The sequence below is a fragment of the Massilia sp. CFBP 13721 genome (assembly GCF_014842025.1).
In the GTDB taxonomy this organism is placed as follows: domain Bacteria; phylum Pseudomonadota; class Gammaproteobacteria; order Burkholderiales; family Burkholderiaceae_D; genus Telluria.
In genome coordinates, this window is the sequence record NZ_JACYUY010000006.1 from 261,438 (window position 1) to 275,042 (window position 13,605).

The 13,605-nt window shown below is 64.8% G+C and carries 14 protein-coding genes; 5 read left to right on the top strand and 9 right to left on the bottom strand.

What is annotated here, in order from left to right; translation table 11 throughout:
- Positions 1–12 precede the first annotated feature (12 nt).
- A complete protein-coding gene (locus IFT60_RS08390) occupies positions 13–1,317 on the top strand; it encodes an amidohydrolase (RefSeq protein ID WP_197986253.1) in 1,305 nt (434 codons plus the stop codon).
- A 313-nt stretch (positions 1,318–1,630) separates the two neighbouring features.
- Here the strand turns inward: IFT60_RS08390 and IFT60_RS08395 are convergent, their stop codons facing one another.
- The 7 genes from IFT60_RS08395 to rpe form a co-directional block, all read right to left on the bottom strand.
- Positions 1,631–2,122 carry an energy transducer TonB gene (locus tag IFT60_RS08395; protein ID WP_192051498.1) on the bottom strand — a complete coding sequence of 164 codons (492 nt, stop codon included), beginning with the start codon at positions 2,120–2,122 and terminating at the stop codon, positions 1,631–1,633.
- 4 nt (positions 2,123–2,126) lie between these two features.
- Positions 2,127–2,927: an indole-3-glycerol phosphate synthase TrpC gene (gene trpC, locus IFT60_RS08400; RefSeq protein WP_192051499.1), complete on the bottom strand. Its 801-nt coding sequence runs from the start codon at positions 2,925–2,927 to the stop codon at positions 2,127–2,129.
- A gap of 7 nt (positions 2,928–2,934) precedes the next feature.
- Positions 2,935–3,972 (bottom strand): anthranilate phosphoribosyltransferase, encoded by a 1,038-nt coding sequence (gene trpD / locus IFT60_RS08405; protein ID WP_192051500.1) that lies wholly within the window; start codon positions 3,970–3,972, stop codon positions 2,935–2,937.
- A 39-nt stretch (positions 3,973–4,011) separates the two neighbouring features.
- Positions 4,012–4,575 carry an anthranilate synthase component II gene (locus tag IFT60_RS08410; protein ID WP_192051501.1) on the bottom strand — a complete coding sequence of 188 codons (564 nt, stop codon included), beginning with the start codon at positions 4,573–4,575 and terminating at the stop codon, positions 4,012–4,014.
- Position 4,576: 1 nt separating this feature from the next.
- The gene (gene trpE, locus IFT60_RS08415) at positions 4,577–6,073 is read right to left on the bottom strand and encodes an anthranilate synthase component I (protein ID WP_192051502.1); all 1,497 of its coding nucleotides are present in this window, start codon (positions 6,071–6,073) and stop codon (positions 4,577–4,579) included.
- 211 nt (positions 6,074–6,284) lie between these two features.
- On the bottom strand, positions 6,285–7,001 hold the full coding sequence (locus tag IFT60_RS08420) for a phosphoglycolate phosphatase (RefSeq protein WP_192051503.1): 717 nt from the start codon (positions 6,999–7,001) through the stop codon (positions 6,285–6,287).
- On the bottom strand, positions 7,001–7,672 hold the full coding sequence (gene rpe / locus IFT60_RS08425) for a ribulose-phosphate 3-epimerase (protein ID WP_192051504.1): 672 nt from the start codon (positions 7,670–7,672) through the stop codon (positions 7,001–7,003). Before rpe ends, IFT60_RS08420 begins: the two co-directional genes overlap by 1 nt.
- A 171-nt stretch (positions 7,673–7,843) precedes the next feature.
- On the opposite strand from rpe, the gene apaG reads away from it, so the two are divergent.
- Positions 7,844–8,218, top strand: coding sequence for a Co2+/Mg2+ efflux facilitator ApaG/CorD (gene apaG / locus IFT60_RS08430; RefSeq protein ID WP_192051505.1), 375 nt, complete (start codon positions 7,844–7,846; stop codon positions 8,216–8,218).
- On the opposite strand, the gene IFT60_RS08435 is transcribed toward apaG, so the two are convergent.
- A complete protein-coding gene (locus tag IFT60_RS08435) occupies positions 8,219–8,362 on the bottom strand; it encodes a hypothetical protein (protein WP_192051506.1) in 144 nt (47 codons plus the stop codon).
- 11 nt (positions 8,363–8,373) lie between these two features.
- Here IFT60_RS08435 and mltA point away from each other — a divergent pair, with 11 nt between their 5' ends.
- The gene (gene mltA / locus IFT60_RS08440; protein ID WP_192051507.1) at positions 8,374–9,609 is read left to right on the top strand and encodes a murein transglycosylase A; all 1,236 of its coding nucleotides are present in this window, start codon (positions 8,374–8,376) and stop codon (positions 9,607–9,609) included.
- Between the two features lie 5 nt (positions 9,610–9,614).
- Here mltA and IFT60_RS08445 read toward each other — a convergent pair whose 3' ends face one another.
- Positions 9,615–10,913: an MFS transporter gene (locus IFT60_RS08445; RefSeq protein ID WP_192051508.1), complete on the bottom strand. Its 1,299-nt coding sequence runs from the start codon at positions 10,911–10,913 to the stop codon at positions 9,615–9,617.
- Between the two features lie 73 nt (positions 10,914–10,986).
- On the opposite strand from IFT60_RS08445, the gene IFT60_RS08450 reads away from it, so the two are divergent.
- Together IFT60_RS08450 and IFT60_RS08455 are read left to right on the top strand one after the other, a co-directional pair.
- Positions 10,987–11,763, top strand: coding sequence for an enoyl-CoA hydratase (locus tag IFT60_RS08450; RefSeq protein ID WP_192051509.1), 777 nt, complete (start codon positions 10,987–10,989; stop codon positions 11,761–11,763).
- 11 nt (positions 11,764–11,774) lie between these two features.
- The gene (locus IFT60_RS08455) at positions 11,775–13,316 is read left to right on the top strand and encodes a phospholipase D family protein (protein ID WP_374000575.1); all 1,542 of its coding nucleotides are present in this window, start codon (positions 11,775–11,777) and stop codon (positions 13,314–13,316) included.
- Positions 13,317–13,605: the final 289 nt, after the last annotated feature.

The window sequence follows — 13,605 nt, forward strand, 5'->3', positions numbered from 1 at the left end:
AAGAGGTCTTCATTGAAACAGCTTGCCGCCGCCATCCTCGCCCTTGCCGCCGTGCCGGCACTGGCCCAGCTTCCCGCGCCCGTGAAAAACGATGTCGTCACGCGCCTGAACGGCATGTATCCCTGGCTCGATACGGTCTACAAGGACTTGCACGCGCATCCGGAGATCGCTTTCCAGGAAGTGCGCACCGCGGGCAAGCTGGCGGGCGAGATGCGCAAGCTCGGTTTCCAGGTCACGGAAAAGGTCGGCAAGACCGGCGTGGTCGCCGTCTATAAAAATGGCGGCGGGCCGACGGTGCTGGTGCGCACCGAGCTCGATGGCTTGCCGATGGAGGAGAAGACCGGCTTGCCCTACGCCAGCCGCGCGAAAGCGACCAGCGACGGCCGCGAGAGTTTTGTCACGCACAGCTGCGGCCATGACATCCACATGGCGAGCTGGCTCGGCGCCGCACGCACGCTGGTCGAGTTAAAAACGCAGTGGACGGGTACCCTGGTCTTCATCGCCCAGCCCGCCGAGGAAATCGTGTCCGGCGCCAAGGCGATGCTGGACGATGGCCTGTTCACGCGTTTCCCGAAGCCGGACTACGCGTTCGCCCTGCATTCCTGGCCGCTGGCGCACGGCACGGTCGGCTACAACACGGGCGCGGTGTCGTCCAATTCCGACGCCATCGAAATCGTCTTCAAGGGGCGCGGCGGCCACGGCTCGGCGCCCGACAAATCGCTCGACCCGATCACGATCGCCGCGCGCTTCGTGGTCGACGTGCAGACGGTAGTCTCGCGCGAAAAGGACCCGAAGGAATTCGGCGTGGTGACGATCGGCGCGATCCAGGGCGGCACGGTCGGCAACATCATCCCCGACAGCGTGCAGGTGCGCGGCACCATCCGCTCCTACAGCCCGGCCGTGCGCGCCAAGCTGCTCGATGGCGTGCGCCGGGTGGCGAATGCCTCCGCGGCGATGGCGGACGCACCGGCGCCGGACGTGCAGCTGATCAGCGGCGGCGCCGCGATCGTCAACAGCGAAGCGCTGGTGACCAAGACCGAGGCGGTGTTCAAGGATGCCTTCGGCGAGGCCAACGCCCAGCGCATGCCGGCCATGACCGCGAGCGAGGATTTTTCGCAGTTCGTGAACCAGGGCGTGCCGTCGATGTTCTTCTTCACCGGAGTCTACGATCCGAAAGTAGTGGAAGAAGCGGCGCGCGAAGGCGGCAAGCCGATCGCGTTCAATCATTCGCCGTTTTATGCGCCGGTGCCGGAACCGTCGATCAAGACGGCGGCGCAGGCGATGAGTCTGGCGGTGTTGAATGTGATGGGGCGGTAGGGCGCCGCGGTTGATTTAATCAATGTATGAAGGCGGGCATGCCCGCCCTACGTTACGTCACCACGGCGGGATAAATCTGGTTGTGCACCGTAATGGCGGTGTTGAATGTAATGCGGCGGAAAAAACCGACGTGGACGCGCTGCGCGCGGCGGTGCGGGTGATTCACGGTATGAAGGCGGGCATGCCCGCCCTACGTTACGTCACCGCCGCGTGATATAAACGTTGACGGTTGTGCACCGTAGGGCGGGCATGCCCGCGTTTCGTGTCCCGGCACACCCGACGGTTGGCATTTGCCGCGCCGATCGAAAACCCGTCACTGCGGCCCGGCCAACGACCGCAACTGAAACCGATACTGGTGATCGAACAAGAAGGTCTCCGAAAACGTCAGCGCCCGCGTGTTCGTCGCCAGCAGGTTGACCGGCGGCGGCAGCCGCCCGCTGCGCCGCATCGACGCCAGCGCCACCTCGGACGCATCCGGATCGCGCGAGCGCTGCACGGCGACATCCTGCAATTCTCCATCTTCGCCGACCGTAATGTTGACGACCACGATCGCCGGCAGCATCGGCGGCAGGCGCCCGCTGAAGGTCTGGCCGCTGTTGGCGCGCATGACGTGCTGCGCGACTTCGGCCTTGTAGGCATCGAGCGTGCGCGATGGCGGCGCCACCGGTGCGACAGTCTTGGGAGTGGGAAGGAGGGCGGCGACGAGGCGCTTGGCCGTGGAAGCGACGGGCTGGACCGTGCTGCATCCGCCCAGGGCTGCCAGTAGAAGGAGGAGAGCGGCCCGGGTGCGGATGGAAGTGATCATGTTATCAGTCGAATAATCGTCGAAGTTCGTCGCCAGGGCTGGCCGCACGCATGAAGGCCTCGCCCACCAGGAACGCGTGCACGTTCGCTTCGCGCATGCGCCGTACGTCGTCCGGCACCATGATTCCCGACTCGGTCACGACCAGCCGCTCGCTGCCGATGCGTGGCAGCAGGCCGATGGTCGTCTCCAGCGAAACCTCGAAGGTGCGCAGGTTGCGGTTGTTGATGCCGACCAGCGGGGTCTTCAACCGGAGCGCCGCGGTCAACTCATCACCGTCATGTACTTCGACCAGCACATCCATGCCAAGTTCCTGGGCACAGGCTTCCAGTTCCGCCATCAGCCCATGATCGAGCGCCGAGACGATCAGCAGGATCGCATCGGCGCCCATTGCCCGTGCTTCGTACACCTGGTACATGTCGACAATAAAATCCTTGCGGATCACCGGCAGCTCGACGGCCGCACGCGCTTGCTTCAGGTAGTCGACGCTGCCCTGGAAAAAGTTCACGTCGGTCAGTACCGACAAGCAGGCGGCACCGCCCTCGGCATAGCTTTCGGCGATGTCCGCTGGACGGAAGTCGGCGCGCAGCACGCCTTTCGACGGCGACGCCTTTTTCACTTCGGCGATCACGCCGGCGCGGCCCGCGGCGATGTGTTTGCGCAGGCTCGCTTCGAAGCCGCGGACGTCGGCGCGCAGGGTGGCGTCGGTTTCGACTTCGCGGCGCAGGCTGGCGATGTCGCGGTGGCGTTTCGCGGCCGCCACTTCATCGGCTTTGACGGCAAGAATCTTGTTCAGGATGTCGGACATGGCTACCTTATGCGCCGGCGCCCAGCTGGCGCGTGACGTTCACGAATTGTTCGAGCTTGGCCATGGCCGCGCCGGAAGCGATGCTCAGGCGCGCGCGCGCCAGGCCATCCTCGATCGACGATGCCACGCCCGCCGCATACAGGGCGGTGCCGGCGTTCAGCGCGACGATGTCGGTGGCGGCACCCGCTTCGCCGCGCAATGCTTCCATCACGCGCAGCTTCGATTCCTCGGTATTCGCGACCTTCAAATTACGGCTGGCGATCATCTGCAGGCCGAAGTCTTCCGGATGGATTTCGTATTCGCGGATCTCGCCGTTCACCAGTTCGCCGACCAAGGTGCCGGCGCCGAGCGAGACTTCGTCCATGTTGTCGCGGCCCCAGACCACCATCGCGTGCTGGGCGCCGAGGCGCTGCAGTACGCGCACCTGGATGCCGACCAGGTCGGGGTGGAACACGCCCATCAGGATGTTCGGCGCGCCGGCCGGGTTGGTCAGTGGCCCGAGGATATTGAAGATGCTGCGCACGCCCAGCTCGCGCCGCACCGGCGCCACGTGCTTCATGGCGGCATGGTGGTTCGGCGCGAACATGAAGCCGATGCCGGTCTGCGCGATCGATTGCGCGATCTGCTCGGGCTTTAAATCGATGTGGGCGCCCAGCGCTTCGATCAAATCGGCGCTGCCGGACGAGGACGATACGCTGCGCCCGCCATGCTTGGCCACGCGCGCACCGGCGGCGGCGGCCACGAACATCGAGGCGCTCGAAATATTGAAGGTGTTCGCGCCGTCGCCGCCGGTGCCGACGATGTCGAGCAAATGCGTGGTGTCGGCCATCGGCACCTTGGTCGAGAATTCGCGCATGACTTGCGCGGCGGCGGTGATCTCGCCGATGGTTTCCTTCTTCACGCGCAGGCCCACCGTCAGCGCCGCCACCATGGTCGGCGACATTTCGCCCGACATGATCTGGCGGAACAGGTGCAGCATCTCGTCGTGGAAGATCTCGCGGTGTTCGATACAGCGCAGCAGCGCCTCTTGTGGGGTGATCTTCATGGGCGTTCCAGTATTGGTGATCGAGGAGCGAACGGAGGCTCAGCCTTCGAGGAAATTCTTCAGCAGCGCGTGGCCGTGTTCGGAGAGGATCGACTCCGGGTGGAACTGCACGCCCTGGATGTCGAACTCCTTGTGGCGCACGCCCATGATTTCGCCGTCGTCGGTCCAGGCGGTCACTTCGAGGCAGCTCGGCAGCGAAGCGCGCTCGATCGCCAGCGAGTGGTAGCGAATCACGGTGAAAGGGCTGGGCAAGCCTTTGAAGACGCCTTCGCCGGTGTGCGCGATCAGCGAGGTCTTGCCGTGCATGACCTGCTTGGCGCGCACGATCTTGCCGCCGAACGCTTCGCCGATGGCCTGGTGGCCGAGGCAGACGCCGAGGATCGGCAGCTTGCCCTGGAATTCCTTGAGCACGTCGACCGAGATGCCGGCGTCGACCGGGGCCTTCGGGCCAGGCGAAATGCAGATGCGCTCGGGGTGCATCCGGTCGATGTCGCCCAGTGAGATTTCGTCGTTGCGCACCGTGCGCACCTCTTCACCGAGTTCGCCGAAATACTGGACGATGTTGTAGGTGAATGAATCGTAATTGTCGATCATCAGCAGCATGTCAAATCTCCCCATCCAGTCCGTCTTGCACCTGCTCGGCCGCACGCAGCACGGCGCGCGCCTTGGCTTCGGTTTCCTGCCATTCCATTTCGGGGATCGAGTCGGCGACGATGCCGGCCGCGGCCTGCACGTACAGGTTGCCGTCCTTGATCACGCCGGTGCGAATCGCGATCGCCACGTCCATCTCGCCGCCAAAAGAGAGGTAGCCGCAGGCGCCGCCGTAGATGCCGCGCTTGGTCAGTTCCAGCTCATCGATGACTTCCATCGCCCGTACCTTCGGCGCGCCGGTCAGGGTGCCAGCCGGGAAAGTCGCGCGCAGCACGTCCAGGTTCGACATGCCTTCCTTCAGCGCGCCTTCGACGTTCGAGACGATGTGCTGCACGTGCGAGTATTTTTCGATGACCATGCGGTCCGTGACTTTGACGGTGCCGGTGTCGGCGATGCGGCCGATGTCATTGCGCGCCAGGTCGATCAGCATCACGTGCTCGGCGATCTCTTTTGGATCGGCCAGCAGCTCGGCCGCCAGTTCGGCGTCGCGTTCCGGCGTGGCGCCGCGCGGACGGGTGCCGGCGATCGGGCGCAGCGTGACCTTGCGTTCGCCGGCAGGAGAAGTCTCGTTGCGCACCAAAATCTCGGGCGAGGCGCCGACGATCTGCATGTCGCCGAAATTGTAGTAATACATGTACGGGCTCGGGTTCAGCGAACGCAGCGAGCGGTACAGCGAGAGCGGCGAATCGACGTAGGGCTTGCGGATGCGCTGGCCAATTTGAACCTGCATCAGGTCGCCGGCCATCACGTATTCGTGGGCCTTGGCAACCGCTTCTAGATACGCTTCCTTGCTGAATTCGCGCACCGCGTCCGTGCGCACCGAAGCCGTCGTCACCGGCGCATCGACGCTACGGCGCAGCATCACACGCAGGTCCTTCAGCCGCTGGCGCGCTGCCGAAAACGCTTCCGGCTTGCTGGTGTCGGCATACACGATCAGGTACAGCTTGCCCGACAGGTTGTCGATGACGGCCAGTTCTTCGGTCACCATCAGCTGGATGTCGGGCAGGCCGAGCGTGTCCTTCGGCGCCTTGTTCGCCAGCTTGCGCTCGATGTGGCGCACCGTGTCGTAGCCGAAGTAGCCGGCCAGGCCGCCGCAGAAACGCGGCATGCCCGGACGCAGCGCGACCTTGAAGCGCGCCTGGTAGGTTTCGATGAAGTCGAGCGGATTGCCTTCGTGGGTTTCGACGACGACACCATTGGTGACGATTTCAGTCAGGTTGCCGCTGCTGCGCAGCAGGGTCTTGGCCGGCAGGCCGATGAAGGAATAGCGCCCGAAGCGCTCACCGCCGACGACCGATTCCAGCAGGAACGTGTTCTTGCCGGTGTCCTGCGATTGCGCCAGCTTCAGGTACAGGGTCAGCGGTGTTTCCAGGTCGGCGAAGGCTTCGGCGATCAGCGGAATACGGTTGTAGCCCTGGTTGGCCAGCGATTTGAATTCGAGTTCGGTCATGTTCTTCTCCGGGCCGCCAACGTTGGAGGGAGATGGGCGGCGGTGGTTCAAAAAACCTGCCGGTGCGCGTGCAGCCGGCAGCAATCAAGCGGGTCTAGTTGGCCCAGGATTGCCAGCGTCGCCACAGCCAGGCCTCGGGGGCGCGGGTGTGATCGGCGATGTGTTTTTGAGTGAAGAACATGTATAGATGAGTTAGTTTGAACGCAGTTAATCAGTACAGTTGCGCGTTGCTGTTGTGCGCACGAACGAGCTCGGCGGCATCGAGTAGCGAATTCACTATACCATCGGAATCGATGCTTTGCACAGGCCTTCCGTGGTTATAACCATATGGCACCGTGAGCACGAAGCAACGCGCCGCGCGCGCCGCTTCGGCATCGTTCGAGGAGTCGCCGATGGCCACCACCTGCGGCGGCGCCAGGTCGAAGTCGGCACACACCTGCAGCAGCGGCAGCGGATCGGGCTTCTTCCTCGGCAGCGAGTCGCCGCCATACACCAGCTCGAAGTAGTGTGCGAGTCCCTTCTGCGCCAGCAGCGGCGTGGCAAAGGCGATCGGCTTGTTGGTCACGCAGGCCAGGCGCAGGCCCATTTCCCTGAATGCCGTCAGCCCCTCGATCACGCCTTCGTACAATACGCTGCGTTCGCCATTGATGGCGAGGTAATGGCGCTGGTAACTCGCCATCGCCTCGTCGAAAACGGCGTCGATGCGCGCCGCGTCGTAGTCGAGCGCCAGCACGTCGCGGATCAGCTTTTCCGAACCCTTGCCGACCATCGGCGCGATGATCTCCTGGGTAATCGGGGCCAATCCAAATTCGGCGCGCATGCCGTTCAGGGCCAGTTCAAAGTCGGGCACGGTGTCGAGCATGGTGCCGTCGAGGTCAATGATGGCAGCCCGGATGGCTGCCGATGTGCTACCAAAAGCGGGACGCATTACTTCCCGACCGTGGCCAGTTCGGCGCGCATGGCGTCGATTACCGCCTTGTAGTCGGGCTTGCCGAAGATGGCCGAGCCGGCCACGAAGGTGTCGGCGCCGGCAGCGGCGGCGGCGGCGATGTTCTCGGCCTTGATGCCGCCATCGACTTCCAGCATGATGTCGCGGCCCGATTCGTCGATCAGGCGGCGTGCGATCGCGATCTTTTTGAGTGCCTCGGGAATGAAGGACTGGCCGCCGAAGCCGGGATTGACCGACATAATCAGGATCATGTCGATCTTGTCCATCACGTGCTCGAGGTAGTGCATCGGCGTGCCCGGGTTGAACACCAGGCCAGCCTTGCAGCCGTGGTCGCGGATCAGCTGCAGCGTGCGGTCGATGTGTTCGGACGCTTCCGGGTGGAAGGTGATGATGTTGGCGCCGGCCTTGGCGAAGTCGGGAATGATGCGGTCGACCGGTTTCACCATCAGGTGGACGTCGATCGGCACCTGCACGTGCGGACGGATGGCCTGGCACACCAGCGGGCCGATGGTCAGGTTCGGCACGTAATGGTTGTCCATCACGTCGAAGTGGATGATGTCGGCGCCTGCCTCGACGACGTTGCGGACTTCTTCGCCCAGGCGGGCGAAATCGGCGGACAGGATGCTGGGAGCGATGCGGTAGGTGGTCATAGTTGTAGACGCTGCGGTGGACACTGCGGACGGTGCGGTTGGGTGAAGCCGCTATTTTACGCCGGGCCGCGTTTGGGGCGCGCGGCCTGTGCTGGCGGCTCGATTTTGCGTGGCGCGGTATCATGCCTTATCACGCACATGCGTCTCCACCAATAAGAAAGAGGGAAGCCGATGGCTGCCTACGATTTTACCGTCACCGTCCGCACCAAATACCTGGCTGAGCAGAGCAAGCCGGACCAGGACGAATACCTGTTTTCCTATACGATCACGATCGTCAATAGCGGCGAAGTCCCGGCCCAGCTGATTTCGCGCCACTGGATCATCACCGATGCCAACAACCGCACGCAGGAAGTGGCGGGCCTGGGCGTGGTCGGGCACCAGCCGCTGCTGAAACCGGGCGAACAGTTCGAATACTCGAGCGGCACGCCGCTGGCCACGCCGCAGGGTTCGATGCACGGCGAGTATTTCTGCGTGGCCGAGGATGGCCACCGCTTCGAGGTCAAGATTCCCGAGTTCGTGCTGACGGTGCCGAGCATGCTGCACTGATCACGGTTCGCGCGGCGGCTCGGATTCCTTTTCTTCGCGCAGTGGCCGCTTGCGCTGTTCCGGCCGGCCATGGAACATCGTCCACCAGACGATAAACACGAGCAGGAACAGCGCCACGCCCGCTTCCAACATCAAGATCCACATAGACAGTCCTTATGCAAACGATACGCCGCAGTGTACCCGCTTCGCTTTCTGTCGTGGCCCTGCTGTTGGCCGCCTGCGGCACGCCGCCGCCGGCGCCACCGGCCAGGCCGCAGCCCGCGCCATCGCAGCGGCCCGACATTGTGATGCCGCCGCCGGTCGGCCCGGTCGGCATCCCGGCGGACGCGCCGCAACCGCCGCCGGTAGCCGCTTCTGTCCCACCCTTGACACCGGTCTCGTTCGACACGCTGCCCGGCTGGCAGCAGGACGACCTGCGCCAGGCCTGGCCGGCCTATCTCGCTTCCTGCCGCGTACTGGCGAAAAAGCCGCAGTGGAGCGCGCCCTGCGCCGCCACGGCCACGGTCGATGCCGGCGACAGCGGCGCCATCCGCCGCCATTTCGAAACTTATTTCGTGCCGCAGCAGATGCGCATGCCCGACGGCGCGGATACCGGCCTGATCACCGGATACTACGAGCCGATGCTGCGCGGCGCGCGCAAACGCGGCGGCGCCTTCCAGACGCCGCTGTACCGGGTGCCGGACGATCTGATTACCGTCGACCTGGCCGCCGCCTACCCGACCTTGAAGAACATGCGCCTGCGCGGCCGCCTGGTCGGCAAGACCGTGGTGCCGTACAGTACCCGCGCCGAAATCGAACGTGCGCCCCTGAGCGGCAAGGAGCTGGTCTGGGTCGACGATCCGGTGGAAGCCTTTTTCCTGGAGGTGCAGGGCTCGGGCCGGGTACGGATCGACGAGAGCGGCGAAACGGTGCGCATTGCTTTCGCCGACCAGAACGGCCATCCTTATAAAGTGATCGGGCGCTGGCTGGTGGAGCAGGGGCAGCTGCCGGCCGATGGCGTCTCGGCGCAGAGTATCAAGGCCTGGATTGCGGCCAATCCCCAGCGGCGCCAGGAACTCCTGAACGTCAATCCGAGCTATATCTTCTTCCGCGAAGAGCGCCTGCCGGATCCGAACATCGGGCCGAAGGGGGCGCTGGGCGTACCGCTGACCCCCGAACGTTCGGTGGCGGTCGATCCGACCCAGGTGCCGCTGGGCGCGCCGCTGTTCCTGTCGACGACGCACCCGACCACCAGCGCACCGATCCAGCGCCTGATGATGGCGCAGGACACCGGCGGCGCCATCCGCGGCGCGGTGCGGGCCGACTTTTTCTTTGGCTTCGGCGGGAATGCGGCCGAGTACGCGGGCAGGATGAAGCAGCGGGGGAATGTGTGGGTGCTGTTGCCTAGATAAGGCGGTCAATCGTTGACATGGCGTAGCCGGGTGCCCACCACGGCCGTCACCGCCAGCACAAGCGCACCCGCGGCAATGCACACCAGCCCGATCCGCACACTGAAGCGCTCGGCCAGCGCCCCCGCCGCCAGCGCCCCGAGCGGCGCGCTGGCCACCGTCAGCGAACGCATCGTCGCCACCATCCGGCCCAGCACCGCGTCGGGCGTGACGCGCTGGCGCAGGGCGATGTACGGCACGAAGAACAGGGTGGCGCCGCAATCGAGCAGGAACACGACGCCGCCGTAGGCAATCGCGGTCGCCAGCGTGCTGCCGAGCAGCGAGGCGGGAATCGCCGGCATCAACGCAAAGCCCAGCGCCGACACGCACAGGCCGACGAGGATCGCGCGCCCGGTGCCGTAGCGTGTCGACAGCGGCTTGACCAGGATCGAGCCAGCCAGGATGCCGGCGCCGCCCAGCATCTGCGCCGTCCCCATTACACCGGGCGCCAGGTTCAATACGCGGGTGGCGAACAGCACGTGCAGCGCCAGGTAACCATAGAACAGGAAGTGCCAGGCGCCCGACGTCCAGGCCAGGGTGCGCAGCACGCGCTGTTGCCAGACAAAGGCCAGGCCTTCGCGGATGTCGTGCAGTGGGTGCGCATTCGATGGCGCCGGCTGCGGTTCGCGCGCGCGGATGCGGCGCAGGTTCGCCAGCGAGACGACAAAGCCGGCGACATTGCACAGGATCGCCACCGGCGCACCGAGCAGCTGCACCATGGCGCCGGCCATGCCCGGTCCCAGCAGGCGCGCGGCCGATTCGGTGCCGGCCAGTTTGGCCTGGGCGTCGACGAGGCGCTCGCGTCCGACGACGAAGGTGAGAAAGACCTGCTCGGCACTGCCGCCGACCACCAGGCCGGTACCGAGCACGAAGCCGACCGCATACAGCCAGTGGATGGTCAGCGCGTCCAGCCACCAGGCCAGCGGTACGCTCGCCAGCGCGATCGCCACCATCGCGTCGCTGCACATCATGATCGGCAGGCGTCGGCAGCGGTCGAGCAGCACACCCGAGGGCAAACCGAACAGCAGGAAGGGCAGGGACTCAAGCGCGGCCAGCGTGCCCATTTGCGCCGGCGTGGCATGCAGCATCAGCACCGCGCAGATCGGCAGCGCGAGCAGGGTGATCTGGGAGCCGAACTGGGTAAGCGCGCTGCTCAGCCAGAGGCGGCGGAAGTCGCTGCTGCGCAGCAGGCCGTCTTTGCTGAATCGGCCGAGGGTCTGGCGGAGGGTAGTGATGGCGGACTCGTATGCGGCTTGCTTGAATCGCAATGATACCTGCCTTTCCCAGCCGTGGAGACGCTACAATCTCGGGCACATCAATCCCCATTATTAGAGGTGCCCCATGGAATACGCTGACCTGCTGATCGAACGCCACGGTAAAGTCGCCGTGATTCGCCTGAACCGCCCCAAGGCGATGAATGCGCTGAACGACAACATGATGAACGAACTGGGCGACGCCCTGTACAAGTTCGATGCCGACCCCGGCGTGAACGTCATCGTCCTGACCGGCAGCGAAAAAGTCTTCGCGGCGGGCGCCGACATCGCGGCCATGGCGAATTACACCTATGCCGACACCTATCCGGGCAACTACATCGGCCGCAACTGGGAACACATCCTGAACGTGCGCAAACCGGTGGTCGGCGTGGTGGCCGGTTACGCCCTGGGCGGCGGCTGCGAACTGGCGATGATGTGCGACTTCCTGATCGCCGCCGACAGCGCCAGGTTCGGCCAGCCTGAAATCAAGGTCGGCGTCACCCCGGGCGCGGGCGGTACCCAGCGGCTGCCGCGCACGATCGGCAAATCGAAAGCGATGGACATGCTGCTAACCTCGCGCATGATCGACGCCGCCGAAGCCGAGCGCACCGGCCTGGTATCGCGCATCTTCCCAGCGGACAGGCTGATGGAAGAGGCGCTGGCCGTGGCCCAGACCATCGCCGAGATGCCGGTGTCGGTCGCGATGGCGATCAAGGATTCGGTCAACCGCGCCTTCGAGACCACGCTGACCGAAGGCGTGCGCTACGAGCGCCGCTTCTTCCACGCCGCCTTCGGCACGCCGGCGCAGAAGGAGGGCATGTCCGCCTTCCTGGCGAAACGCAAGGCGAATTTCGAAGGGATGTAAAGGTGCGCGCAGTGGCGCTGCGGATCGGGGCCGGCATCCTGGTGGTCGCTGCGGCGACGACCTACGGCTGCACCTCGCTGCCGCCGCTGGGGCAGCGCACGGCCAGCGTGGCGCTGCTCGATACCGCGAATACGCGGCTGGGCCAGGCGATCGCGCCGCTGGCCGCCGCACATCCCGGCCGTTCCGGCATCCACGCCTTGTCGGACGGACGCGACGCCTTTGCCGCCCGCGTCCTGCTGGCGCGCGGCGCCGAGCGCAGTCTCGACGTCCAGTACTATATATGGCGCGACGACCTCACCGGCACGCTGATGCTCGATGCATTGCGTAGCGCCGCTGCGCGTGGCGTGCGGGTCCGCCTCCTGCTCGACGATAACAATACCGCCGGCCTCGACCCGGTGCTGGCCGCGCTCGACCGCGAGCCGAACGTCGAGGTACGCCTGTTCAATCCCTTTGGCGCGCGCAGCTGGCGCAGTCTCGGCTACCTGACCGACTTCAGCCGCCTGAACCGGCGCATGCACAACAAATCCTTCACGGCCGATAACCAGGCGACGATCGTCGGCGGGCGCAATGTCGGCGACGAATACTTCGGCGTTGCGGGCGACATGCTGTTCGTCGATCTCGACGTGATGGCCGTCGGCCCGGTGGTGCAGGAGGTGTCGCAGGATTTCGACCGCTACTGGAACAGCGCCTCGGCGTATCCAGTCAGCGCACTGGTCGATGCGGCAGGGGCCGAGCCTGCCGCAGCGCTGGCTGCGCGCGCGGAACAGCTGCGTGCCCGGCCCGAAGCGCAGCGCTACCTGGAAGCGATGCGCAGCTCTCCTTTTGTCGAGCAGATCACCGAGCGCCGCCTGCCGCTGGAGTGGAGCAGGACCGAACTGGTGAGCGACGATCCGGCCAAGGTGCTGGGCCAGGCGCCGCAGGATGCGCGCATGGTGGTCGACCTTGCCAAGCTGCTGGGCGAGCCGAAGCGGCAGGTCGACCTGGTGTCGCCCTATTTCGTGCCGAGCAAGCGGGCAGCGCAGGGGCTGGTCGATATCGCCGGGCGCGGCGCCAAGGTGCGGGTGCTGACCAACTCGCTGGAAGCGACCGACGTCGCGGCAGTGCATGCCGGCTACGCCAAATGGCGCCATGAATTGCTGCGCGCCGGCGTGTCGCTGTATGAACTGCGGCGCCGCTGGGGCCCGGAATTGCCGGACAGCGGACGCGGACGCTTCGGCAGCTCGGCCTCGAGCCTGCATGCCAAGACCTTCGCCGTCGATGGCCGCAGCGTCTTTGTCGGCTCCTTCAATATGGACCGGCGTTCGATCGACCTGAATACGGAGATGGGCTTTGTCATCGACAGTGCGGCCTTGGCGCAGCGCCTGGGGCAAACCCTGGACGAGAGCATTCCTGGGACCGCCTATGAAGTGAGACTGGATGGTGACGGCAAGCTGTATTGGCTGGAGCAGACGGATGGCAAGATACGCCGTCATGACCAGGAGCCAGGGACTACGGTATGGAAGCGCGCCGGGGTGAGCGTGCTGTCGATTCTGCCGATCGACTGGCTGTTGTAAATAGTTCGCGGCAGGCTCTTGCGCAATTGCTGAGCTGTTTGCTATAGTTCGCCTCCTCGCGAAAACGACAACGAAATCAAGTAGTTGAAGTAGGAGCAAGGAACCGCAAAGTACTGCGGTGTAGCAAAAAGGAAGTTGACGAGGAACGGAAATTGCTTCATACTCTCACTTCTCTGCTGCTGACAAACAAAACGATTTGTCGCTGACAGCAAGATGCACTACCGAACAAGTTCTTTAAAAATTAACAGTCGATAAGTGTGGGCGTTTGATGAAGGTGCCAGTGACTTCG

Coding starts and splice junctions, on each gene's coding strand:
- IFT60_RS08395 (WP_192051498.1), bottom strand. CDS start 2,122: ATGATCACTTCCATCCGCACCCGGGCCGCTCTCCTCCTTCTACTGGCA.
- trpC (WP_192051499.1), bottom strand. CDS start 2,927: ATGTCCGACATCCTGAACAAGATTCTTGCCGTCAAAGCCGATGAAGTG.
- trpD (WP_192051500.1), bottom strand. CDS start 3,972: ATGAAGATCACCCCACAAGAGGCGCTGCTGCGCTGTATCGAACACCGC.
- IFT60_RS08410 (WP_192051501.1), bottom strand. CDS start 4,575: ATGCTGCTGATGATCGACAATTACGATTCATTCACCTACAACATCGTC.
- trpE (WP_192051502.1), bottom strand. CDS start 6,073: ATGACCGAACTCGAATTCAAATCGCTGGCCAACCAGGGCTACAACCGT.
- IFT60_RS08420 (WP_192051503.1), bottom strand. CDS start 7,001: ATGCGTCCCGCTTTTGGTAGCACATCGGCAGCCATCCGGGCTGCCATC.
- rpe (WP_192051504.1), bottom strand. CDS start 7,672: ATGACCACCTACCGCATCGCTCCCAGCATCCTGTCCGCCGATTTCGCC.
- apaG (WP_192051505.1), top strand. CDS start 7,844: ATGGCTGCCTACGATTTTACCGTCACCGTCCGCACCAAATACCTGGCT.
- IFT60_RS08435 (WP_192051506.1), bottom strand. CDS start 8,362: ATGTGGATCTTGATGTTGGAAGCGGGCGTGGCGCTGTTCCTGCTCGTG.
- mltA (WP_192051507.1), top strand. CDS start 8,374: ATGCAAACGATACGCCGCAGTGTACCCGCTTCGCTTTCTGTCGTGGCC.
- IFT60_RS08450 (WP_192051509.1), top strand. CDS start 10,987: ATGGAATACGCTGACCTGCTGATCGAACGCCACGGTAAAGTCGCCGTG.